This window comes from Pseudobutyrivibrio sp. 49 (assembly GCF_900100545.1).
GTDB lineage: Bacteria > Bacillota > Clostridia > Lachnospirales > Lachnospiraceae > Pseudobutyrivibrio.
Map to the genome: position 1 here is coordinate 15,375 of NZ_FNDP01000004.1, position 25,659 is coordinate 41,033.

21 protein-coding genes and 1 tRNA gene are annotated in these 25,659 nt (G+C 39.1%); 5 read left to right on the forward strand and 17 right to left on the reverse strand.

What is annotated here, in order from left to right; translation table 11 throughout:
• Nucleotides 1-5 precede the first annotated feature (5 nt).
• From BLP54_RS05340 to BLP54_RS05375, 8 genes are all read right to left on the reverse strand, one after another.
• On the reverse strand, nt 6-3,815 hold the full coding sequence (locus BLP54_RS05340; RefSeq protein WP_090167523.1) for a DNA topoisomerase III: 3,810 nt from the start codon (nt 3,813-3,815) through the stop codon (nt 6-8).
• A 105-nt stretch (nt 3,816-3,920) separates the two neighbouring features.
• On the reverse strand, nt 3,921-5,282 hold the full coding sequence (locus BLP54_RS05345; protein ID WP_090167526.1) for an ATP-binding protein: 1,362 nt from the start codon (nt 5,280-5,282) through the stop codon (nt 3,921-3,923).
• Between the two features lie 120 nt (nt 5,283-5,402).
• The gene (locus BLP54_RS05350) at nt 5,403-6,167 is read right to left on the reverse strand and encodes a response regulator (RefSeq protein WP_090167528.1); all 765 of its coding nucleotides are present in this window, start codon (nt 6,165-6,167) and stop codon (nt 5,403-5,405) included.
• Nucleotides 6,168-6,194: 27 nt separating this feature from the next.
• The gene (locus BLP54_RS05355) at nt 6,195-8,768 is read right to left on the reverse strand and encodes an ATP-binding protein (protein ID WP_090167816.1); all 2,574 of its coding nucleotides are present in this window, start codon (nt 8,766-8,768) and stop codon (nt 6,195-6,197) included.
• A gap of 480 nt (nt 8,769-9,248) precedes the next feature.
• A complete protein-coding gene (asd, locus tag BLP54_RS05360; protein ID WP_090167530.1) occupies nt 9,249-10,334 on the reverse strand; it encodes an aspartate-semialdehyde dehydrogenase in 1,086 nt (361 codons plus the stop codon).
• A 67-nt stretch (nt 10,335-10,401) separates the two neighbouring features.
• Entirely contained in the window at nt 10,402-11,781 is a 1,380-nt protein-coding gene (gene argH / locus BLP54_RS05365) for an argininosuccinate lyase (protein ID WP_090167532.1), read from the reverse strand.
• A 19-nt stretch (nt 11,782-11,800) separates the two neighbouring features.
• On the reverse strand, nt 11,801-12,436 hold the full coding sequence (locus BLP54_RS05370; RefSeq protein WP_090167534.1) for an epoxyqueuosine reductase QueH: 636 nt from the start codon (nt 12,434-12,436) through the stop codon (nt 11,801-11,803).
• A complete protein-coding gene (locus BLP54_RS05375) occupies nt 12,430-12,780 on the reverse strand; it encodes a hypothetical protein (RefSeq protein ID WP_090167536.1) in 351 nt (116 codons plus the stop codon). Before BLP54_RS05375 ends, BLP54_RS05370 begins: the two co-directional genes overlap by 7 nt.
• Before the next feature lie 158 nt (nt 12,781-12,938).
• On the opposite strand from BLP54_RS05375, the gene BLP54_RS05380 reads away from it, so the two are divergent.
• The 5 genes from BLP54_RS05380 (at nt 12,939) to BLP54_RS05400 (ending at nt 16,777) form a co-directional block, all read left to right on the forward strand.
• Nucleotides 12,939-13,011 (forward strand) — tRNA-Thr (locus BLP54_RS05380).
• Between the two features lie 29 nt (nt 13,012-13,040).
• On the forward strand, nt 13,041-14,108 hold the full coding sequence (locus BLP54_RS05385) for an ABC transporter ATP-binding protein (RefSeq protein WP_176754480.1): 1,068 nt from the start codon (nt 13,041-13,043) through the stop codon (nt 14,106-14,108).
• Nucleotides 14,101-14,928 (forward strand): ABC transporter permease, encoded by an 828-nt coding sequence (locus tag BLP54_RS05390; protein WP_090167540.1) that lies wholly within the window; start codon nt 14,101-14,103, stop codon nt 14,926-14,928. Before BLP54_RS05385 ends, BLP54_RS05390 begins: the two co-directional genes overlap by 8 nt.
• The gene (locus tag BLP54_RS05395) at nt 14,925-15,710 is read left to right on the forward strand and encodes an ABC transporter permease (RefSeq protein WP_090167542.1); all 786 of its coding nucleotides are present in this window, start codon (nt 14,925-14,927) and stop codon (nt 15,708-15,710) included. Before BLP54_RS05390 ends, BLP54_RS05395 begins: the two co-directional genes overlap by 4 nt.
• Nucleotides 15,710-16,777 carry an ABC transporter substrate-binding protein gene (locus BLP54_RS05400; protein ID WP_090167544.1) on the forward strand — a complete coding sequence of 356 codons (1,068 nt, stop codon included), beginning with the start codon at nt 15,710-15,712 and terminating at the stop codon, nt 16,775-16,777. Before BLP54_RS05395 ends, BLP54_RS05400 begins: the two co-directional genes overlap by 1 nt.
• Nucleotides 16,778-16,892: 115 nt before the next feature.
• Here the strand turns inward: BLP54_RS05400 and BLP54_RS05405 are convergent, their stop codons facing one another.
• From BLP54_RS05405 to xseA, 9 genes are all read right to left on the reverse strand, one after another.
• On the reverse strand, nt 16,893-17,522 hold the full coding sequence (locus tag BLP54_RS05405) for a DUF5688 family protein (RefSeq protein WP_090167546.1): 630 nt from the start codon (nt 17,520-17,522) through the stop codon (nt 16,893-16,895).
• A 99-nt stretch (nt 17,523-17,621) separates the two neighbouring features.
• A complete protein-coding gene (recN, locus tag BLP54_RS05410) occupies nt 17,622-19,301 on the reverse strand; it encodes a DNA repair protein RecN (protein ID WP_090167548.1) in 1,680 nt (559 codons plus the stop codon).
• 54 nt (nt 19,302-19,355) lie between these two features.
• A complete protein-coding gene (gene argR, locus BLP54_RS05415) occupies nt 19,356-19,811 on the reverse strand; it encodes an arginine repressor (RefSeq protein ID WP_090167551.1) in 456 nt (151 codons plus the stop codon).
• A complete protein-coding gene (locus BLP54_RS05420; RefSeq protein ID WP_090167553.1) occupies nt 19,812-20,657 on the reverse strand; it encodes an NAD(+)/NADH kinase in 846 nt (281 codons plus the stop codon).
• Nucleotides 20,657-21,454 (reverse strand): TlyA family RNA methyltransferase, encoded by a 798-nt coding sequence (locus tag BLP54_RS05425; protein WP_090167555.1) that lies wholly within the window; start codon nt 21,452-21,454, stop codon nt 20,657-20,659. The genes BLP54_RS05420 and BLP54_RS05425 overlap by 1 nt, the downstream gene beginning before the upstream one ends.
• 9 nt (nt 21,455-21,463) lie before the next feature.
• Nucleotides 21,464-23,320 carry a 1-deoxy-D-xylulose-5-phosphate synthase gene (dxs, locus tag BLP54_RS05430; RefSeq protein ID WP_090167557.1) on the reverse strand — a complete coding sequence of 619 codons (1,857 nt, stop codon included), beginning with the start codon at nt 23,318-23,320 and terminating at the stop codon, nt 21,464-21,466.
• 5 nt (nt 23,321-23,325) lie between these two features.
• Nucleotides 23,326-24,219, reverse strand: a complete 894-nt coding sequence (locus tag BLP54_RS05435) for a polyprenyl synthetase family protein (protein WP_090167559.1) — start codon at nt 24,217-24,219, stop codon at nt 23,326-23,328.
• Between the two features lies 1 nt (nt 24,220).
• Nucleotides 24,221-24,454, reverse strand: coding sequence for an exodeoxyribonuclease VII small subunit (gene xseB / locus BLP54_RS05440; RefSeq protein ID WP_090167561.1), 234 nt, complete (start codon nt 24,452-24,454; stop codon nt 24,221-24,223).
• The gene (gene xseA, locus BLP54_RS05445; RefSeq protein ID WP_090167563.1) at nt 24,435-25,655 is read right to left on the reverse strand and encodes an exodeoxyribonuclease VII large subunit; all 1,221 of its coding nucleotides are present in this window, start codon (nt 25,653-25,655) and stop codon (nt 24,435-24,437) included. Before xseA ends, xseB begins: the two co-directional genes overlap by 20 nt.
• Between the last annotated feature and the right edge of the window lie 4 nt (nt 25,656-25,659).

The following is a 25,659-nucleotide window of genomic DNA, read 5'->3' on the forward strand; positions in this document are numbered from 1 at the left end:
CTTAATTAGTTTTGACCATTAAAGTTCTCAAAATCAAACTCTGTTCTAAACTCATCATTAAGTTTTAATCTCGCATCAAAGAATAAACCTTTTTTGCTTAAAAATCCAGTAATAACATCAGTACGTTTTTCCTTGATTAATTTTGTAAACTGATCTTCTGGAATATCTACACCTGCTACCTTACCTACAAAGAAGCTGCAGCTGTCCACGTTTCCTTGAACATTATTCTTACATTTATATCCAAAATGATTCTTGATAATAGGACTGCCGCACTTAGGACATGTTAATCCTGGCATCTCTTTTGTTTCATCTTCAAACACAAATCCTATTCCAGTTACCTTGCCATTTTCATCCTTTGATAATGTAAGCTTGGCATCAAACTTAGTACCCTTTTTAGATTTGAAACCAGAGATAGTCTCAGTAATGCCATTGGTAAGAAGCTCCTTAACCTGAGACTCTTTAAGCTTCACACCAGCTACCTGACCAATATTAAATTTGCAGGAATTATCTGGGTCGTCTTTATTGTAATTGCTGCATCCGTATCCAAATGGAGTAACCACAATCTTACCACCACAGATTGGGCAGGCAACATCCTTGATTTCTTTTGCCTCCACATTGTCAAAATCAAAAGAGATTTCGTGCTTTCCTGATTCTTCATTCTTCTTTAAAACAAGGCAGGCGTCAAACTTTTTACCAGACTTTCCTTTAAAGCCTCTGACTGTCTTTGTACTTCCTGTTGAAAGCAACTCCTTAACATCAGCATCTGTAAGCTTTTTAGATGCAATTTCACCAATTACAAAATCACATTTGTTCTCTTTATCAAAATACTTTTCGCATGCAAATCCAAAATTAGTCTTTACTATTTTGCTTCCGCAATCAGGACAAACAATATCAGGAACAAAATTAGGCTCAGCATTATCAAAATCAAACACAACCTCAGTCCTGCCGGACTCTTCATTCTTTTTAAGAATCAGTACCGCATCGAATTTCTTTCCAGATTTTCCTTTAAAGCCTCGTAAAGTATCTGTTTTGCCTTCTGTCAAAAGCTGTGTAGCAACCTGTGGGCTAATATTCTTTCCTGCAATAGTCTTTCCAATGTAGAATTTGCAGGAATTTTCATCTGAAGAGCTGTAGTTTACACAGCCATAGCCTGACATTTTTACAGCAATATCTCCGCCACAGTCTGGACACTTGCAGCCTTCCAGCTTGGTAGCTTCAATTCCATCAAAATCGAAGGAAATTACCTTTTTCCCTTCTTCGTTAGTTTTAATTCTAAGCTTTGCATCAAATTTTTGATTAGTCTTTGATTTAAAACCACTAAGTACAGGTGTAACCCCTTCTTTAATAAGAGCACTGAACTCATCTACAGTAAGCTTTCTTCCTGCAACCTCTCCGATTGAGAAATAACATTGATTTTCCTCCTGGAATCTATGCTCACAGGCAAAACCATAAGCCGTCTGGAAAATTCTTCCACCGCAGGCAGGGCAATTTAAGCCTTCTATGAATTCTGTAGGTGTCTCAGAAAAATCAAATGAAGTAACAAATTCTCCATCTTCGTTCTTTTCCATTTTAAGGACTGATTTAAAAGGCTTACCTGATTTACTCTTAAAGCCTTCTATTAAATCTGTCTTACCTTCAGTGACTAATTTCTTAAATTGTTCTTCTGGAACATCAACTCCAGCAACCTGTCCTAAATTAAATTTACATTTTATATTATCATCGAAGTAGTTTGTACAGCCATATCCGAAGGATGTGGTCGTAAGCTCTCCTCCGCATTTAGGACACTTGATTCCAAGCGGCTTTCTAGTAGCCACTCCCTTAGAATCCTTGCCAGTAAACTGATTAATGTTCATAGCAATGGTCTGTGTCAAATCCTGATCAATCATATTCTTTGTTTCATTTCGAATATAATCTTCCAGCTGACTGCGATAATCTGTAAATTCTACAGAACCATTTATAATTCCTTCCAATCCCTTTTCCCAGTTTGCTGTCTGCTCTGGCTTTAAAAGTGATGGTGTTGTAAGAAGAACAACCTCGTAAATCATTTCACCAAGCTTTTCTGGTGTGATGACCTGAGTCTTATTATTTTGATTAAGGTATCCAATACGTACTAATTTTTCGAGGATTTCACCTCTTGTAGCTGAAGTACCAATACCTGTAGTCTTTATCTGCTCTCTAAGCTCTTCATCCTCTATAAGCTTTCCTGCATTTTCCATTGCAAGAATAAGTGAACCCGAAGTATATCTCTTAGGTGGTGAAGTTTTGCCTTCTTTTAGATCAAAACCATTGACAGAAACTTCATCTCCGATATTTGCAGATTCTACAAATTTAACGAAATCTTCCTTAGAAAAGCTGTCTTCACTTTCCTCAGAATCCTCTCCATCATTATCTGCGGAATCCTTCGCCTTTGGAATACCTGCAATTTCTAAATAGCCAGGCTTAACAAGTACCTTTGCGCCAGCAAAGAACTTTTCATCTCCCACCTGAACAGTAACCTTTACGTTCTTGTACTCTGCAGGAGGATAAAAGATAGATAAGAAACGACGTACTATCAAATCATATACTCTCTGACTAAGTGGAGATAGTTTATCAATGCCATTGCACTGACCAGTAGGTATAATAGCGTAGTGATCAGTAACCTTGCTGTCATCAGTATATGAAGTCTTTTCTATACCAACAAACTTTTGATTACCTATAATGTCTTTAACGAAATTTGCTGTAGGGCCATAATTCTGAAGGCCATATAGATTCTTTCTGATTTCCTTTGCTACAGCTGTAGTAAGTACTCTGGCATCAGTTCTAGGATATGTAGTATATTTCTTTTCGTATAATTCCTGAATAATATCAAGAGTCTGTGCAGGAGAAATCTTGAATCTCTTGGAACACTCAGATTGAAGCTCCGCAAGGTTAAATAAAAGAGGAGCTTTTTTCTTTGAAATACCAGTATCTTTATCTACTAATTTGGCAGGAAGATTTGTTAATTCTGCAATTAATTTCTCTGCACTTTCCTTTTCTTTAAAGCCATTTCCTTTGTCGCCGTATAACAATGGTGACTCGAAATATTTAGATCCATCTACTGCCTTCCACTCCGCTGGGAAAGCACCTTCTGAAAACTTTCCAATAACCTTAAAAAATGGATCTTCATTGAAATTACGGATTTCTCGCTCACGCTCTACTACCATGCCAAGAACACATGTCATAACGCGGCCAATAGCAATAGCTGAATAACCTGAAGTAGCAGCTGCATCATTTATTAATCTTCCATATTTTACTGAAAGAGCTCTGGAAAAGTTAATACCAAGACTATAATCCTCTATAGTACGCATAATACCTGAGGCACCAAGCTTGGCATACTCGCTCATAGGCTTTGCTTCTCGAATTCCTCTAAGGATTTCGTCATCAGTCTGAGAATCAATCCATACACGAAGCTCTGTCATTCCTTCACGAACGCCACCATAATTACGGATATTTTCCTCAATAGTCTGTCCTTCTTTTCCCGAGTCACCTGCCCAATAGACAGTATCAATATCTTCACGATGTAAAAGTCCGTTAACGACCTTATATTGATCCTTTGCAGACTCTACAACGCCATATTTATACTCCTGAGGAAGGAATGGTAAATCCTCAAGATTCCATTTTTTATATTTAATGTCGTATTCCTCTGGATATACCATCTGCACAAGATGTCCATAGCACCAGCTAACGACATACTCACCATTTTCAATATAACCATTATTGTTTCCGCTGACTTTTAAAACCCTGGCAAAGTCTCTGGCAACTGATGGTTTCTCAGTGATGATAAGCTTCTTTCCCAAGACATAACTCCCTTAAAATTAAATTCAAATTAAACAAAACTTAAAGCCTCTGCAAATCAGATTTGCAAAGGCTTCTACCTGTAAAATTCTATATAATTATATCAATTATAGCTCTGTCATGTCTACCAGAACAACAGATTTATTTTCATTAGAAAGCTCTACCAGCTTCTCGTCAAACTTGGTAGCTGAGAATAGATAAACAGTGTTAGCTGTAATACGAGCCTTCTTCATAGACTCAAGCAATTCCTCATATCTCTTATAGCTCATCTGCTTATCAGCCCAGTTACAAATACCAACTACATTCTCTCGGTTTGAGCTCTGACCGATGACATCGATATTGCCCTCTTTACCTACCCAGGTGCCTATCTTTACAAGCTTAATTGGAAGCTTATCTACCATGTTGAGAAGGTGTAAGTACTCACGACATACATCGATAAAATATGTCTGTAAGTATTTATCAAGATAAGGATAAATGAACTCGTTATAGAATGACTCTGGTGTGCGAGAAATAAGTTCTGATAAATGTGGGTAAACAAATGTGAACCAGAAATTAATGTATGGATCCACAATTCTGTATACACCCTTCTTTGTATTGTCCCATCCGCCTGTTTCAAAAGAAACAACCTTATCAACCACATCAAAGGCAGCTAAATTCTTCATGTAAACAGAAATCTTGGCACGGGAATATCCTGTATCCTCAAACAAATCATTAAGTTTTTCATTTCCACTGGCTATGGATCCAAGGATTGTGTTATAGCATGATAATTCGCGAAGCTCTGAAGAAATATATCCTTCTGCCTCTTTATAAAGAAAACCTGTAGGGCTGAGAATATGCTCACAGACGTTTGCCTTGATATTCTTTCTGCCATCCCATCTTTCGACATAATCAGCCACACCTCCGATAATACCGTAGGTGCTGACACACTGTGCAACTGAATAGTTTGGAAAAGCACGGACTACATCAAGGAATGAAAGATTTTCCAGCTTAATAGAGTCATCCACTGATGACTTCAGAGAACCAACCACCTCAGGGAAGGTATTCTCTGCCCATACAATAGATGAGCTGACTACAATAATCATAACCTTACCAGGGTAGAGTTTACGGTTCTTTAAGGAAACAAGTGCATAGAAAAGTTCGGTGTTTTTCTTAATAGCAAATTGAGCTTCATCGATAATTACAACGAGCTTTGAGCCATCCTTTGAGCGGAAGTTCTTAAAGCTCTCTTCGAAGCTTGTGCTAGCCTTGAGAAAACTATATGTTTCACGCATCTGCTTATCTAAATAGAAAAGCTGCTTAGCATCTGAACACTGTCTGCTTCTGTAATAGAAATAAGACTTGCCTGTTGTAAAGGAATCCAAAAGGGCTTCCTTAGCGCTACCAGTTCTACCATACATAAGAACCAGATTATTAGCATTACTTTGGTAAATAGCATCTAACTTCTTGAGTTCGTTTGTTCTAGTAACCATAACAATTCTCCCTAGCAATTTTTTCACAAAAATATTTGTACGGCTACTATCATAACACATTTCACTTTAGCAGACTACACCAAAAAAGAATTTTATTCAAATTTAATAATTTGTAGATTTTTAATAGCTCTTTGCCTTCTCCTTCTCAAAGAATTCATTAATGGACTTAAGGACTTCCATAGGCTTCATTGTCTTTAATAAGTACTTTTCTGGCTTTAAATCAACTGCTGCCATAACAGATTCCCTGTCACTTTTATTTGTAAGGAACATAACTGGAATATGTGATGTAGCAGGATCTGACCTAAGCATCTCTAGAACCTGTGGTCCTGGTGTTACTGGCATTTCATAATCCAGCAAAATCAAATCGACTTTATTCTTTGCCAAAAATGTAATGGCTGCCATTCCAGAATTAACCATAAACACCTGATAGTATCCTTCCAACCAGCTCTTAATGGTTCTAAGCATGGTACCGTCATCATCAACAACAAGAATTTTCTTATTTTGAAGACGCTCATCCTCAGCCTGTAATACTTTATCCATGGCCAACGCCATATCTTTTACGTTAATTGGACGTAAGAAAGATGCAGCAAGAGGAGTATTTGGCATAAGATTCTTAACACTGTCTATATCATTTTGGGAACCAATAACAGACAGTGATATGTCTCCTTCTAGGGTGCTGTCCTTCAAATAAACAAACAAATCCTTTATTTCTCCAAAGTCATCGATATAAACAAGAAATACCGAAGGACGATTGGCGATCTGACTCAAAGCATCCACGTTATAGGATGCCTTAATGACATCAAAGCCATTGTCTGTCAGCTCCTTTGCAATTGATGAAACCATAAAGCTTTTTGAATCACCAACCAGAACAAGTCTCTTTTCCATAGTCAAATCCTCTTAAGAAAACAATAGTTACAACAACTCTAAAATTCTATCTCTATCTACCGCAACTGTTAATTGTTTGATTTTATTATAGGTATCCTTATAATCCTCAGGAATACTGTATTCTCCAAGCATTGAAAGAATATAATCTATAGCGTCATAATTATATGCTTCAGCCAATTCTTTAATATCCTTAAATGCTCGCTTCAAATCATCCTCTGGAATCAGTGGTTTGTCTGTATTATCCTCATCTTCCATAGCAGCCTTTAAATGTTCTTTATAGCTTCTGTATTTTTCAAGTAAAGCAGGTGTCCTTTCATGAAGAGCGATAAAATTACCTTCATTTCCTTCTGCCTCTAAATCTGCAGCCATCTTTGAAAGCTCCATAGCTCCGATTAATCTTGCCGAGCTCTTTAGGGCATGGACATAAACTGTATAATTTCTTAAATCACCATCATTCAAATATTTTTCAATAGCATCCGCTTTATTATCCAGAGAAACAAGGAAGTCTTTAACAACATTTTCAAGCACCTCTGCCCCACCGCAATTAGTGATAGCTTCCTTCAAATCAATTTCTTTAAGGTTAGCAAGGAAGCTTCCTTCCGGAATATCTAATTTTCCATCAGAATACTTTTCAAAACCATTGTCGATAGCTACGGATTCTATCTTTTCTGGAGGTAAATAAAACTCCATCATCTTTTCCAGCTCTACGGAGTTAACAGGTTTTGCCAGATAGTCATTAAAGCCTATATTCTGATACTCCTGCTTTGCACCTGATACAGCATTTGCGGTAAGGGCAATTACAGGTGTTGCCTTATTAATATTTCCATTTAAAACCTTCATCTTTTCAAAGGTTTCTATACCATCCATTTCCGGCATTCGATGATCCAGGAAGATGATATCGTATTTCTTTTCTTTAACCTTATCTAAGGTTTCAAATCCACTAATAGCTGTATCTACATTTATAAGGGTCTTCTTTAAAAGACTCTTTATAACAGTAAGGTTCATTTCAGTATCATCTACCACAAGAATATTGGCAGTAGGTGCCTGGAATCTCTGATGATATTTTTCTGCTGAATTAATAAATTCCTTGTATTTGTCTTTGAAATCACCGATTTCATTCCAAGAAACAACCTCCTGTTTAACGAAAAATCTAAAGGATGAACCTTTGCCGTACTCACTTTCAACAATAAGCTTTGTATCCATCAAAGCTAAAAGCTTACGAACAATACTCATACCAAGGCCAGTGCCTTCGATTGTTCTATTTCTAATCTCTTCAATTCGCTCGAATGGGGAATAAAGCTTTGCTAAATCACTTTCTTTAATACCTATACCTGTATCACTTACCTCAAAGTGAAGAATTATATTGTTCTCATCACTCTTTTCATAGGAAATACTTAATGCTACAGTTCCTTTTTCTGTATATTTTACAGCATTAGTAAGCAGATTTGTAACAACCTGCTTTAGTCTAATTTCATCTCCAATGAGAATTGAAGGTATAGAACTATCTACATTTATTTCTAAATCAAGGCCCTTTTCTTCCGCTCTTGCCGCAATAAGATTTACCAAATCATTTACCACGGAAGCAAGATCGTACTGAACTGCTAAAATCTCCATTTTGCCAGCCTCAATTTTTGAAAAGTCCAAAATATCATTTACAAGAGAAAGAAGCGAATTTCCAGCTGATTTGGCATTATTGGCATACTCCAGTATCTGTTCATCAGTACATTCCCTGATAATCATCTCATTCATACCGATGATAGCATTAATAGGAGTACGTATTTCATGAGACATATTTGATAGGAAGCTTGATTTAGCTTCACTAGCCTGTTTTGTAATCTCAAGCTCTGTCTCCAGCTTTTGCTGTTTCTCATATCTTTCAATATAATCGGCCATTTCCAGAAGTGTAGACTTTGCATAATCCGACAACACCTCTATCTCATCGCCTGTTTTTATTTCCATATTGCTAATCTGTCTTATGACCTTCAGTTTGTCCTCATCCTTGGTAAGAACAAAAGAATGCATAAAGTCAGACATGAGCCCCAATGGTCCACCTATAGATGTCTTTGTATAGTAATTTGCAATGGCTGCCAGAGGAACACCAACACACATCATCAAAAGGCTCATCTTTATATCAAATACGATAGCCATATCATTCATTTTGTAATTGGCATCTGAAATATATGAGTAAACATCACCATTCATATTATCTATAGTTTCACTATTGTTTTGGACATCAATGGTATCAATCATCATTGCCTTCAAATCCGGAAATAAAATCGGTATAAAGAAGGCTACTGATATGCTCAATACTAACTCAACTGCAATAATAATTGTTGTTATTTTAATACTTACTTTTGTTTTTCTGTGGTATCTATGATAAAACTCATTTCTTTGATACTCCTTTGTATATCCATAAGCTAATGGAAAAAGAGTTTTAGAGGTATCTGATCCAAAATTTAAATAAATAGCTAATATAAGAGTTGCAGTAGATACTAATATAAAGGTTCCACCAAAATAGCCTAAAATAACCATCCAAAATGGATCTGATAAATCATCTCTAATTACAACCGGAAAACAGAGTATTGCTATAATTGTTGTCATAGTGGATGTTATCAGTACCGCTAAAACAGATTTGACAGCACTTTTAAACCAAAAATATTGAGAAAAAAGAGAATAACCAAACATAGCTATTAGAAAAACGGCCATAGAATATGCTTGTTCACTATTAAAAATCAAGGAAACAAGAAAACATACTATAAAAGAAAACATGCTTATAAGATATCCATATAAGCCTGCAATAAGCAAAAAAGGAATAAGAAAAATTATTATATATATATACCCCAATTTGTACACAGGATGCGAATGAAAAACGATAGAAAGCACACAAATAAGAGTAAAAAAAGCCCATATAGTTGAACTAACTATTGTTAAATTTTTGTTAGCTACATATTTGCTTTTAATTGTCCCCATAAAAACCTCTTAAACCGCAGTCAAAAATACCCCTTCTTATCTTAGCATAAGAAGGGGTACTAACTTGTGAATTAGCTGTTAAATAACTGTCAACAAACAAGTGTCTTTATTCTATTTCTTTGTGATATAGCCCTGCGCCTTAAGAAGCTCTGCGCAAAGTACTGCACCACCTGCAGCACCACGAACTGTGTTGTGAGAAAGTCCTACGAACTTCCAATCGTAGATGCTATCCTCACGGATACGACCAACTGAAACGCCCATGCCGTTCTCGTAATCTACATCGAGAGATACCTGAGGTCTGTTGTCCTCTTCCATGTAACGGATGAACTGCTTTGGTGCGCTAGGAAGCTTAAGCTCCTGTGGAACACCTGAGAAGTTATTGATTGCATCGATAAGCTGCTGCTTTGTAGGCTGCTTTCTAAACTTAACAAATACTGCTGCTGTATGTCCGTTAAGAACTGGTACACGGATACACTGGCATGTAATCTTTACATCATCAGCTGGAACGATAACTCCATCCTCGATGTGGCCCCAAATTCTAAGTGGCTCCTTCTCTGACTTCTCTTCCTCACCTGAGATAAATGGGATGATATTGCCTTCCATCTCTGGCCAATCCTTAAATGTCTTACCTGCACCTGAGATAGCCTGGTATGTTGTAGCTACTACCTCATATGGTTCGAACTCCTTCCATGCTGTAAGAACTGGTGCATAAGACTGGATTGAGCAGTTTGGCTTAACTGCAACGAAACCACGTGTTGTACCAAGTCTCTTCTTCTGGAACTCGATAACTTCCATGTGCTGTGGATTGATTTCAGGCACTACCATAGGAACGTCTGGAGTCCATCTATGTGCTGAGTTGTTTGAAACTACTGGAGTTTCTGTCTTTGCATAAGCTTCCTCGATGGCCTTGATCTCGTCCTTTGACATATCAACAGCTGAGAATACAAAATCAACCTCTGAAGCTACTTCCTCAACCTCATTTACGTTCTTTACGATGATGTCCTTCACTGCTTCTGGCATTGGAGTAGTCATTTTCCATCTTCCGCCTACTGCATCCTCGTATCTTAGTCCGGCACTTCTTGGGCTGGCAGCAATTGTAGTAACCTCAAACCAAGGATGGTTCTCTAATAGAGAAATAAATCTCTGACCAACCATACCAGTACCACCAAGAATTCCGACTCTTAATTTCTCGCTCATTTCAAACACTCTCCTTAAATTTGTTTTTCTGTCGCGGACATTTGTCCGCCACAGTCATTACATGGCATTATAAACTATTAAGGAACTCCTTGCAAGCCTTAATTTCCAAGGTCATAGCGTCATGTCCAGGAGCACCTGTTGTAAGTCGCTTATTTACGCAGGTTTCCATAGAAATTGAATCGTAAATATCTTCTTCAAAAACTGGAGAAATTGCGTTTAATTCATCTAATGAAAGCTCATCGATAGACTTATCTTTGTCTATGCAGTAAAGAACAAGCTGTCCGATGATTCCGTGTGCGTCTCTGAAAGGCACACCTCTGTTAACTAAATAATCGGCAGCATCAGTTGCATTTGTGAACCCTTTCTTTGCAGATTCAGCCATAACCTCTTTATTAAAAGTCATTGTGGCAAGCATTCCATCAAAGAGAACTATACAATTCTGCACTGTCTCCATGGCATCAAAGGCCATCTCTTTATCCTCCTGCATATCCTTGTTGTAAGCAAGAGGGATTCCCTTCATTGTAGTGAGAAGTGATGTAAGGGCTCCATAAACGCGTCCTGTCTTTCCTCTTACGAGCTCTGCAATATCAGGATTTTTCTTCTGTGGCATGATAGATGAACCTGTTGAGTACGCGTCATCAATCTCTACAAAACGATACTCATTGCTATTCCAGATAATAACCTCCTCTGAAAAACGAGAAAGATGCATTTGAATAGTGGCAAGGGCTGATAAAAACTCGATAAGATAATCTCTGTCAGAAACACCGTCCATTGAATTTAAAGTAGGACCATCAAACTCCAAAAGCTCTGCTGTCATATCTCTGTTGAGAGGATATGTGGTACCAGCAAGGGCTCCCGAGCCAAGTGGACAGTAATTCATGCGAACTCTGATATCGGAAAGACGAAGCACGTCTCTTCTGAACATCTCAAAGTAAGCACCCATATGATGTGCCAAAGTGATAGGCTGAGCCTTCTGAAGATGTGTGAAACCAGGCATAATAGTATCAATATGCTCTTCCATAATCTTAAGTATGGTCTCAAGTAAATGTGTAAGAGCCTGTGATGTAGCATCCACCTGGTCACGTGTGTAAAGACGCATATCAAGAGCAACCTGATCATTACGACTACGACCTGTGTGAAGCTTCTTTCCTGCATCACCGATTCTATCAATAAGATTAGCCTCTACAAAGCTGTGGACATCCTCATACTCAGAAGTAATTTCCAGTGCCCCTAAATTAACATCAGCTTCAATACTATCAAGACCAGCTAAAATCTGATCACGCTCTTTATCAGTGATAACGCCAACAGAAGCAAGCATCTTAACATGTGCTCGGCTACCGCGGACATCCTGAGCAAAAAGCTTTTTATCAAAACTGATAGAAGCATTGAAATCATAAACCATCTGATCGGTAGATTTTGTGAATCTACCTCCCCACAACTGTGCCATAACTAATCCTCCGTAATTCTTAATTCTGCTTTTTTTGTAACTGTCTTTCATTATATGAATAAACGCATCCACAGTAGTCCTGTCGATACATATCATATTCCGCTGATAATTCTGTAGACCTCTTAAAGCCCTCCTTCTTTTTGAAGTCGGATGGAAGCCATGACACTCCCGCTTCTTCGCCTATACGAATTCCGATTTCATTGAGAACCTGAGAATCTTTCATTGGAGATATTGTAAGTGTTGTTGTGAAAAAGTCAAAGCTTTTTTCAGCTGCAACTTCAGCTGTCCGTCTGAGACGGAGTTCGTAGCACTTATGACAACGTGCTCCCTTCTCCGGTTCGTGCTCCAAACCTTTTGCTATATCGTAAAAACGATTCTTATCATAATCACCCTCGATGAATTCGACCGGATGCTTTGTAGGAAAAGCTTTGATAAAACGCTGCTGTTCCTTCACCCTGTGATAATATTCCTCGTCTGGATATATATTAGGATTGTAGTAAAAAACCGTGATATTAAAGTACCGAGATAAATACTCAATACAATAACTACTACATGGCCCACAACAGCTATGTAGTAATAAAGAAGGCACGCGGCCTTCTTTTTCAAATTGATCTATTAACTTATCTAATTCTTTTTGATAATTAATCTTTACCATCTATTTGCCCAAATAAATAAAAATGCAATGGCGAAAACATAGATAAACGCCATAAGTACCATGAATCCAACCTGTGAAGCAAGGATACCTATAACAATCTGCGCAATGAACACAAGACCGTGAATCCAGATTGGAATTCTGTTAAGACATGCCGCAAGAGCAGCCTCAAGAACTACCATTACACAAGCAATAACAACATTAATATCGAAAGCTACACAAGAAACTACAATGGCAACTACCGAAAAAACTACCAGCCATATAAGTGATATTAACGGGAGATTCTCCTTGTTAACATACTTAGTTAAAGCAGATGAAGGTATTGTTCTTTTAGTATTTCTAGCCATGATATTCTCCTAACCTTTTTATACAAATTTTTACAAATGTCATTATAATAAAACGGCATGATTTTCTCAACAATTTAATTGATTTTTTTACCTAATTATATTAGACTAAAAACCGCAGAAATTTCAGTTTCATAAAGGTTTACTTGCGCATTGTTTTTGCTCCGATAGCTCAGTTGGTAGAGCACCTCACTCGTAATGAGGGGGTCGTCAGTTCGAGTCTGATTCGGAGCTTTTTTCATATATATAAGGAGGATATAATTTTGGAATTCATTCAATTTGATCACGTATCAAAAAGCTACGATAAACAGCTTGTTTTAGATGAGCTGGATTTATACATTAAGGAGAACACTTTCGTGACTCTTCTTGGTCCATCAGGTTGTGGTAAGACTACTACCCTTCGCCTTTTAGGTGGATTTGAAAAGCCAGATTCAGGACGTATCTATCTTAATGGAAATGATATCACTATGCTTCCAGCAAATCTTCGTCCTATAAATACAGTATTCCAGAAGTATGCGCTCTTCCCTCACATGACTATCGAGGAGAACATTGCCTTTGGACTTAATATCCAGAAAAAATCAAAGGAATACATTAACGACAAAATCAAATACGCCTTAAAGCTTGTTAACCTTGATGGTTTTGAGAAGCGTTCCATTGATTCACTTTCAGGTGGTCAGCAGCAGCGTATCGCTATTGCCCGCGCCATCGTAAATGAGCCAAAGGTACTTCTTTTGGATGAGCCTCTTGGCGCCCTTGATTTAAAGCTTCGTCAGAATATGCAGTACGAGCTTATGAAGATTAAGCAGGAGTTAGGCATTACCTTCCTTTACGTTACTCACGATCAGGAAGAGGCCCTCACTATGTCTGATACTATCGTTGTTATGAACCAAGGATATATTCAGCAGATTGGTTCTCCAGAGGATATTTACAATGAGCCAGAAAATGCTTTCGTTGCTGATTTCATTGGCGAAAGTAATATCATTGAAGGAATCATGATTAAGGATGAGCTTGTTTCCTTCCTTGGTGTTCAGGTTCCTTGTGTTGACCGTGGTTTTGGAACTATGAAGCCAGTCGACGTTGTCATCCGCCCTGAGGATGTAGAGCTTGGAGCTCCAGGTAAGGGCTTCATGGATGGTGTCATTACAGACTGTCTCTTCAAGGGTGTTCACTACGAGCTTGATGTTCAGTGTGGTGAATACGAGTGGCTGGTTCACACGACCAAATATTTCGAGGTTGGCCAGCACGTTTCTTTAAATGTAATACCATTTAACATCCAAATTATGAACAAGCCTGAGTCAGAGGACGAGGAGGTAATGAAGGAAGATGATTAATCGCTTTAGAACAAGCTTCCTTGCAGCCCCTTATGCAGTCTGGGTACTGATATGCACTATCCTTCCACTTTTCTATATATTAGGATATGCACTGACAAACGATGCAGGAAGCTTCACACTTTCTAATCTTTTAGCAATCACTGACGCAGTACATTTGAAATCACTTTGGCTGTCTATCGAGGTTGCTTTTGTCACAACAATAATCTGCCTGATTATTGCTTACCCTGTTGCGCTTATTTTGCACAACCTGAAAATCACAAATAAAGGCTTTGTAGTTTTCCTGTTTATCCTTCCAATGTGGATGAACTTCATGCTCCGTATCTTAGCATGGCAGATTATCCTTTCAAACAACGGAATCTTAAACAGTATTCTTTCAGCAGTTGGTCTTCCAACCGTCCATATTTTATATACAAAAGCTGCTGTTACTCTTGGAATGGTTTATGATTTCCTTCCTTACATGATTCTGCCTATTTACAATGCATTATCAAAGGTAAGCGATTCTGTAGTAGAGGCTGCTGCCGACCTTGGAGCCAACTGGTGGACTACATTCATCAAGATTACTGTTCCACTTTCCAAGGATGGTATCATCTCAGGAATCATTATGGTATTCGTACCTGCCCTTTCATCTTTCGTTGTTTCCAACCTTTTAGGTGGAGGAAAGGTTCTGCTTATCGGTAACGTAATCGAGCAGGAATTCACACTTGCCAGAAACTGGAATTTAGGTTCTGGACTTTCAATCATCCTCATGATTTTCGTACTTCTTTCTATGTCTATCATGAACAGGATTGATGATTCTGAGAATGGAGGTATGCTTGTATGACAAAGGTTAAAAAAGGCGCATCCTACTTCTATCTCGGACTTGTGTTTTTGTTTTTATATGCACCAATTTTAGTGCTTATTGTTTTATCCTTTAATGATTCTATGTCACGTACTGTGTGGGGCGGCTTCACTTTTAAGTGGTACATGAACCTCACTTCAAACGACAATATTATGGGAGCCCTTGGCACCACCATTAGAATCACACTTACTTCTTCTATACTGGCCACCTTACTTGGCACATCAGCTGCCATCGGTATCCATTATATGAAGAAAAGACACGCAGCTATTATGCTTGGCGCTACAAACATTCCGCTTTTAAATGCAGATATTGTAACAGGTATTTCACTGATGCTTCTATTCACAAGATTCACTCCTCTTGGAGAGTTTTCAGTTGTACTTGCACACATTGCGTTTTCAGTGCCGTATGTAATCTTTAATGTACTACCAAGACTACAGTCACTTTCTGAGGCCTGCTTTGAAGCAGCCATGGATTTGGGCGCTACACCATCTTATGCATTTTACAAAGTAGTATGGCCAGAAATTTTCCCTGGAGTTTTATCGGGATTTTTAATGGCTCTTACAATGTCACTTGACGATTTCACCATCACCTATTTCACAAAGGGTGCCGGTGTTAATACCCTTTCAACAATGCTTTACACACAGCTCAGAAAGGGAATTCAGCCAGAGCTATATGCCCTGTCTACTATCCTGTTCTTACTTGCATTTATTCTTTTGCTTGTAATGAACTTCAAAAAGGATGTTAGAAAGGAGGCTGTAAAATAATGAGACATAGATTAATTAGCCTTCTTAGTGTTTTTGTTTTATGTACCGCTTCTGTGCTTAGCTTCACCGGTTGCGGTTCTGATGCAGACGCCACAGATACACTTGTTGTTTTAAATTATGGAAAATACATCGAAGCTGATGTTCTGAAAAGATTCCAGAAGGAAACTGGAATTAAGGTTAAATATGAGGAGTATGAATCTGTTGAAGATATGTACGCCAAATATAAAGCAGGCTCCATCAATTATGATGTTATCTGCACTTCCGACTATATGATTGAGACTATGCGCCAAGAGGGGGAACTGATTCCTATCGATTACAACTCTCTTCCAAATTACGCTAACATTGATCAAGATATTATCGAAGCATCAGCAGCCTTCGATCCTACTCACAAGTACACCGTTCCATATTTCTACGGAACTGTTGGTATCCTTTACAATACCAACATGGTAGACAAAGAAACTGTTTCATCCTGGGACTGTCTTTGGGACCCAGCATATAACAACCGCATCGTAATGATTAACTCACAGCGTGATGCATTTATGGTTGCCCAGAAGAAGCTTGGTTACGACATCAATACTACTGACAAAAAACAGCTTGATGACACCTTCAATCTTCTCTGTGATGAAAAGAAATATGTATATGCCTACCTTCAGGATGAGACTTATGAATGCATGATTTCCCAGGACGCTGCCATGGCAGTATGCTACTCTGGAGAAGCAGCCATGGGTATGGAGTACAATGAAGATTTAGATTACATCGTACCTAACGAAGGTGGAAATCTTTGGATTGATTCATGGTTTGTGCCTCGCACCTGTAAGCATTATGATGCAGCCATGAAATGGATAGACTTCATGTGTGAGGAAGAAGCTGCTACAGAAAACTTTGAATACGTATGGTACGCTACTCCAAATACAAAGGTTGCACAGCATGAGGATGAAGAAACTTTAGCTGATGAGACTGTTTTCCCAACTAAAGAAACACTCTCCCGCTGCAAGCTTTATGAAGCCTACGATAAAGAAACACTCGACTATACCACTACTCTGTGGAAGAAATTAAAAGCTTACTAAAGAATACGCAGGTTACGCTCTCAATCCTTAGTAATTACTCCGTCGAGCTGAAGAAAGCTCTCCTTGAGTAATTCTAAGAGATTGATAGCTACCTGCTTTTTTTTGTGTGATTTATTTACTGTACAATAGTAACCTCGTCGTTATGTACGTTATAAAAGTAGAGATTATCCGAAAGGAAATCTTCCTCCTTCAATTCATTGCGGTTTACGTAAAAAATCAAATTCTTTATTTCTACTGGATCAATATTTGGACACTCAACCGATGGAATCATTATGAGTTCATGGACTGAGCAAGGGATGATATAAACATCCGACTTCTTACGGGCCGCAAAAGCCTTAAGCAAATCTCTGTAAATAAGTACTGCAGCTCCATGCATTGCTATATTATTTGTAGCAACATATAGTGGCAAGTCGTTATCCTCTTCCTCTGCTACAGACTGAAGTTCTTCATTATCTGTATAAGATGCTATAGTACTTAATATTCCACGAATCTTCAATCCTAGTAATCTTGGAGTGTTCTCTAGAGCTAAGCCCATAAGTGCATCTACATCTACACCCCAGGATGTCATCAACTCATTGGTAATAACCTTACATTTCAAGGAGTCGTCATCATTGGTATGTGCGATATAAAATACCACTGCCAAATCCAAATATTCCTTATAAGGAACAGTCTCTAACAGTTCTACATTTTTGTCTTTATTTATAAGCTTAAAGACAATATTCTTATTAAATTTTTCGTATGTCATTTAGCCTCCGCTATATGACACAAATCAAATGGGAATAAAAAACGAAAAAAGTCTGCATGTGACCATGCAGACTTCATTATATCATCTAAGAATTATAAATCAAGCTCTTTCTTTATAACTTTTCGCCATATCTTTCATTTCCTTGGCATTAGTCATAACCGCCTCTGTAATAGCGCTTCCGCCAAGCATTCTTGCAAGCTCATCTACTGTCTCATCACCAAGAAGCTTCTTGATTCCTGAAATAGTATGTCCATTAGCTACACTCTTTTCAATAAGGAAATGTGTATCAGCCATAGCTGCAATCTGAGGTAAATGTGTTATACAGATAACCTGATGATTAGCGGCAACTGTAGAAAGCTTCTCCGAAACAGCCTGAGCTGTACGACCTGAAATACCAGCATCAATCTCATCAAAGATGAGAGTGTCAATTCCTCCATCAGAAGCTAATACTGTCTTTATTGCAAGCATTATACGGCTCATTTCACCGCCTGAAGCAATATCCTTAAGAGGACGAAGTGGCTCACCTGGGTTGGTGCTGATTACGAACTGACCATCATCAACACCATTATCGGTGTATTTATCCAAGCGAGTGAGCTCCATATCAAACTCACAATTTAGGAAATTCAAATCACTCATGGCAGCCTGCATTTTCACTGCAAGCTCCTTAGCTGCCTTGTGACGAATATCAGAAAGTTTTCCTGATAAAGCATCAAGCTCAGCAGTGGCATTCTCCACATTCTTCTTAAGCTCAGACAAATACTCATCAAAGCTTTCGAACTTTGCCTTCTTCTCCTGACGAGCTGCAAGCTCCTCTAGAATAATCTCGATAGAAGGACCATACTTATCCTTAAGGCGATTAATCTCATTAAGGCGAACCTCCACCTCGTTAAAGCGGCCTGCATCAAAGGATGTATCCGCCATATAGCTTGAAAGTTCACGGTTAAAATCAGAAATAATACTGTCTGCATCATTTAACATCGAAAGTAAATCTGCAGCCTTCTCATCTATTGATTCGATATGACGTAAATCTGAAATCGCAGAGCTAAGAGCATCTGACGCGCCACCATCACCAGTCATTGCCTCATGTGCTCGCTGGAAATACTCCATAGTCTTGCTAAAATTAGAAAGACGTCTGTACTCATCCTCCAGCTCCTCATCTTCACCAGATTTAAGATTTGCAGATTCTATTTCATTTATCTCGTGATCCAAAAGAACTATCTCTCGTTCCTTTGAAATATCACTCTTCTTGGCATCCTCAAGCTCCTGCATAAGAGCACGATAATTCTTGTAGCTCTCAGCCACCTGATACTTTAAATCACCAATCTGATTCTTAGCAAACTCATCAAGAAACTCCATGTGTTTATGAGTATTAAGAAGTGACTGGTGCTCCTTTTGACCATAAATATCAAGAAGGATGTCTCCAACCTCCTTCATTTTGGCAGCAGGAACCTGCTCTCCGTTAATTTTGCCAACACTTCTAGACTCGGTAATCTTTCTACTCATAATTACCTCGTCATCATATGGCTCCACTCCTAAATCGCGAAGTGCCTCTTTAGTTTTTTCATCATTTACGAGATATACAGCCTCAACAAAGGCCTCAGAATCAGAATCTCTAAGAAAATCCTTAGACGCCTTGTCACCTAAACTAAGGTGAAGTGCTCCCAAGATAATTGATTTACCTGCTCCCGTCTCGCCTGACAGAATATTTAGCCCCTTTGAAAAAATAATTTCTTCCTCATCAATTAAGGCTAAATTTTTAACGTGCAAACTAGCTAGCATCTTATTCTCCTTTTTAACCCATCTCGCCAACCTTAGGAATTGCACCTTTCCTAATTAATGCTGCTCGATAATCCTCTTGAGCTTCCCCATGATGTATACTGTGTCATCTAAAGAACGGATGGCGCACATGATAGTGTCGTCACCGGCGATAGATCCGACAACCTCTGGAAAATCAAAATGGTCCATAGCTGCTGCCACAGCCATAGCCATACCAGAAACTGTCTTGATAACTAATATATTTTCAGCATTATCCATAGACACAAAACCATCTAAGAAAATGCGAATATATTTCTCATTCATATCTTCCTCTGTGGACTTAAATGCCACATAGCGAAGCTTTCCTGTTCCATCGGCAATCTTAGTGAGCTTCATTTCGCGTATATCGCGAGAAACTGTAGCCTGAGTTGCGTTAAAGCCTGCCTCCTCAAGGCGAGCTGTAAGCTCCTCCTGTGTACCGATTTCATTTTTTACTATTAACTCTAAAATCTTAGCCTGTCTTTCAATCTTCATTTAGATCTCCTGCATTCTTGCTCTTATACGTTCCAAGAAATTAACATTTTCAAGCATTACCATATGTGATGTGGTGCCAGAACGATATATTCTGAGCTTTTCACCCTTTTTCAGAGTCTGACGAAGGGTGCCATCATAAACTATGTTTGCCTGAGGATCGTCATCATCGTGACGGGCCTCAATAGTCACCTCAACCTCATCTGATGAAGCAAGTATTATGCTTCTGGAATTAAGTGTATGAGGGTTGATAGGTGTAAGTATTAAACAATCTGCATGAGGGCTGACAATAGGTCCGTTTGCAGATAGATTATAGGCTGTAGAGCCTGTAGGTGTGGCCACAATAAGGCCATCACAATTGTGATTGTAAAGCTGAATTCCATTAACCTTTACAGTAAGATTCAACACATATAAACCTGCCGCAACTGGTGCAACCACAATATCATTAAGTGCTCTAAAGCGATTGCCAGAATCATTTGAACAATCACCCTCAAGCATCATTCGTGTATCTAACTTATAATTGTCGTTAAGGAGCTGATCAAGGCAGTGCTCGATATTATCAACTGTCATATCACAGAGATAACCGAGATGACCGCAATTCAAACCAACTATTGGAACATTACGATTGGTGACATTCTGAGCAACACGTACTACCGTGCCATCTCCACCAACTGTAATAATACATTGAACATCATCTGCTACACTGATAGGCTCATCAGAGCAGTCAGAGCATGTATCCAAATCTAAAATGCACATCCCGCCATGTGCCTTAATATAATCACGAATCACATTGACATATTTCTCATGTAAATCGCTAAAAGACCTTGCAACAATTAAAAAGTTTTTCATTATTTGTCTAAGCTACCATGAGCCGCTGCTACAGTGGCAACAACATCAATAGCATCCCCCTCTTTTTCTGAGTTAGAAATGTGAATCAAGTATTCAATATTACCTTCTGGCCCCTTGATTGGAGAGAATTCCAAATGGAGCACATAAAAACCAATCTCTTTAACAAAATCTATTATGTTATTTATTACTTCCTCGTGTACTGCTGGGTCACGGACTACGCCCTTCTTTCCAACCTTCTCACGACCTGCCTCAAACTGTGGCTTGATGAGACAAACCATCTCAGCATCATCATTGAGAAGTGCCTTTGCTGGACCTAAAACCTTTGTAAGGCTGATGAAAGAAACGTCCACCGAAGCAAAATCTAATTTCTCTCCTATATCCTCCAAAGTGACATAGCGAATATTAGTCTTTTCCATGCAAACAACTCGTGGATCCTGACGAAGCTTCCATGCAAACTGACCATAACCAACATCTACAGAAAATACCTTGCTAGCACCATTCTGAAGCATGCAGTCAGTGAAGCCTCCAGTGGAAGCTCCAATATCCATGCAAACCTTGCCATCTAATGTGATATCAAAATGAGTCATAGCTTTTTCAAGCTTCAGACCTCCACGGCTAACATACTTAAGCTGCTGACCATGGATTTCGATATCTGCATCAACATCTATTTTTGTACCTGCTTTATCCTCGCGGTTACCTTTGACAAATACATTGCCTTCCATAATCATGGTCTTGGCCTTTTCGCGAGATGGGGCAAAGCCCCTGTCTACTAAAACAATATCAAGTCTTTCTTTCATTCTAATTTCCTATAATACTTCTAATATACGCTCTGTAATTGACTGTGCATCCATCTTGAGTTCCTTGAAAAGGAGTGTGATACTTCCATGCTGAACAAACTCATCCGGAATCGCAATCTTAAGAACTTTCCCTTTGTAATCTATGTCATTGAGATATGACTGCACCTGCTGACCGAAGCCGCCTGTGTACACATTCTCTTCCATAGTAACAATCAAATCGTAACGATCCTTAATAGCCTCCAGATATGCCTTATCAAATGGCTTGGCAAAACGAGCATTGCAAATACCAGCATCGATGCCATGAGCCTGTAAAAGCTGCTCTACTTCCTCAGCCTTCTTAACCATTGAACCGAAGGCAAGAAGCATAACCTTTGAACCATCCTTGATTTCCTCTGCTTTTCCAAGCTGAATAGGTGCACGTTGCTCCTTCAAACCACAATACGCCTCTCCTCTAGGATATCTAATAGCAATTGGTCCATTGTGATTAGATACTGCAAATTTCATCATATCTGAAAGCTCCCATTTATTCTTTGGAGCCATCACTGTCATATTAGGCATTGCTGTAAGGAAGGATACATCAAATACTCCCTGATGGGTGCTTCCATCTGAACCAACAAGACCAGCTCTGTCAATAGCAAATACAACGTGGAGATTCTGAAGACAAACATCCTCAAGAATCTGATCATATGCTCTCTGCAAGAAAGAAGAATAAACTGCAAATACAGGTATCCTTCCACCTAAAGCAAGTCCGGCTGCAAAGGTAACTGCATGCTCTTCTGCTATTCCCACATCAAAGAATCTCTCAGGGAACATATTTCTAAATCGCTTGAGACCAGCTCCCTCGGCCATAGCTGCTGTAATGGCAACTACCTCAGGATTTCTGTCTCCCATCTTACGCATAACAGTAGAGAAAACATCTGTGTAACCAGGATTATTGCTTCTCTTTGGAAGACCTGTCTCGATTTCGAATATGTCTGTACCGTGGAAACGTGATGGATGACGCTCTGCTGGCTCGTAGCCATTACCCTTCTTTGTGATGACGTGCACAAGCACTGGTCCGTTTATACGAACTGCCATCTTGAATGTATCAAGCATCGCTTTTATATCATGTCCATCAACAGGACCAAGATACATAACACCGAGATCCTCGAATACCATATTAGGAACCATTAATGACTTAATTCCATTTTTGGTACTACGAATCTTACGGATAATATTCTCGCCATTTGGCCACGACTCAAGTGATGAAAGAACATCATTTTTAAGACCAACATATTTTGAACTGGTACGAAGTCTCTCAAGATTAACCGACATACCACCAACATTTTTCGAAATTGACATCTCATTATCATTAAGAATGATAAGCATATTTGATTTCTGAAGACGTGACGCGTTATTAAGAGCCTCGTAAGCTAGGCCACCAGTCAAAGCACCATCTCCGATAACTGCCGCTACCTTGTAGTGCTCCTCAGCCAAATCTCTTGCTATACAATAGCCAAGGGCTGCTGAAAGAGATGTAGAACTGTGACCTGTATCAAAACTATCGCAATCGCTTTCTTCTCGTTTTGGGAAACCACTCATACCACCGTACTGACGAAGATGATCAAATTCGCCTGCACGACCAGTAAGAATCTTATGAGTATATGCCTGATGTCCAACATCCCAGATGAGCTTATCCTGTGGGAAATCAAGTAATAAATGTAATGCAATTGTAAGCTCAACCGTACCAAGGTTAGATGCAAGATGACCACCTGTCTTTGAAAGGTGCTCAATCAGGAATGTTCGGATTTCCTGTGAAAGTGCCTTAAGCTCTTCATCTGTTAAATTTTTTATATCATTAGGCTGCTTTATTTTATCAAGAACCATAAATTTTATTTGTCTCTGTATACTAAATATTTAAGAAGCTCATTTAAGAACTCATTCTTCTGTGGAAGGCTGTTGAGTTCCTCAAGTGCCTCATCTGTGAGACGTTTTACCTCTTCCTTGGATTTTTCAATACCTGCGAATGTAACAAATGTACATTTCTCATTTCTCTCGTCTGAGCCGATTGGCTTTCCAAGAGTAGCCTCATCGCCAATTATATCAAGGATGTCATCCTGAATCTGGAAGGCAAGGCCTATTTTCTTTGCTACATTTTCAACAGTCTCTACCTGTTCTTCTGTAGCACCAGCAAGCACCGCTCCTATCATCATGGAAGCCTCGATAAGTGCTCCTGTCTTAAGCTCATATATAAAGTCCAGCTTTTCCTTTGTCATTTCAAGCTGTTGTTTTTCTGATTCCACATCTACTACCTGACCACCTATCATACCGAAAACTCCGGCCTTTCTGGCAAGAAGCCTCATAGCCTCAGTGACCCTGATAGTATCAATATCAGCATCATATGCATTTAATGCTGTCTCAAAGGCGTAGTTTAAAAGTGCATCACCTGCAAGAACGCCCATAGCCTCACCATAAACTGCGTGAGTGGTTGGCTTGCCGCGGCGAAGCATATCATTATCCATGGCTGGTAAATCATCATGAACAAGAGAGTATGTGTGGATGAGCTCAATTGCTGCCATAAATGGCTCAATTACATCACCCTCTCCTCCAAATAACTGGAAAGTCTCGTTCATAAGAATTGGGCGAAGCCTCTTACCTCCAGCCGTGACGCTGTACTGCATCGCATCAAAAATAGTGCTCTGCATTCCTTCAACGTCTGGTAAAAATCTGATAACTACATCCTCTGCCGCCTCTGCCCTAAGGTTAAGTTCGTTTTTAATATCCATGCTAGTCTTCCTCTTCAAAAACCTCTAAACCGCCATCTTTGCTGATAGCCATTACAGCTTTCTTTGTCTGTTCGATTTTGGCATTGGCATGCTGAAGTTCCTCCATGCCTGCCTTATATAGCGCAAAGGAATCATCTAAAGATATGTCTGATGACTCCATCTTTGAAATGATTTCCTCTAATGCTTCAAAGCTCTGTTCAATTGTAGTTTCCTGATTATCCTTTTTCTGAGCCATATAATCTCCTGTCTGTAACCTGACTGGTGAGCTCACCGTCCTTGATTCTGATGCTGATACTATCACCTACAGAAATCTGCTCTACTGTGTCCACCCTGTTTCCAGCCTGATCTGTAATATATCCGAAGCCAGCTGCCAGCTTCTTTGCTGGCGAAAGTCCATCAAGACGACCGGATAATGCAACAAGTCTATTCTCATATCTGTCAAGTTTTACCTGAATCAGATTCTGTAGCCTGATGGAAATATTAGCAAGCCTTTCTTCATTGGCTTTTATTTTATTCTCTGGACGAAGAAGCTGTATGCGCTGTTTATATCCAGTAAGTCGCTCCTGATATGCCTGAATCTTAAAATCCATATTTCTTTCAAGCTTGTCCGAATAACGAGTAATTTGATTGGCGAAATCCTGATATACAAAATTAGCAAGCTCTGCCGCCTGAGATGGTGTTGCTGCACGTCTATCTGCAACAAAATCCGCAATGGTAACATCTGTCTCGTGACCAACTGCGGAAATGATTGGAGTGTTTGCCCTGAAGATTGCTCTGGCAACCTCCTCTTCATTGAAGGCCCATAAATCCTCAATAGAACCACCGCCTCTTCCGACGATGATAACATCAAGATTCATCTCATCCAGACACTGAATACCTGAAATGATGGATGGTGCCGCTCCCTCACCCTGTACCTGTGCAGGATAAAGGATAATCTGAACGAAAGGATTACGAGTCTTTGATACGCGAATGATATCATGAACTGCCGCACCCGTTGGAGCAGTAACCACACCTATTCTCATAGCATGTGTAGGAAGAGGCTTTTTATACATGGCATCAAACATACCACTCTCTGCCAGTTCTTCCTTCAGTGCCTCAAAACGCTGGTATAAATCGCCAACGCCCTGAAGCTCGATTTCATTAGCATATACCTGATATTTGCCCTGTGGACTATAAACTCCCACGTAGCCTGTAACTACTACCTGGTCACCGTCCTTCATGGCAAATTTCAATCCCTTTGCTCTCTTCCCTGCAAACATAACGCAGGAAATTGCACTCTTTTCATCTTTCAAAGTGAAATAAATATGGCCAGTGTGATTATATTTGCAATTGCTGACCTCACCTGAAAGAGAAAGATTTCCAAGCATAAAATCGTCGGAAAACATCCGCTCGATATATGTATTTATCTGGGAAACACTATATACATTTTTATTCATGTCT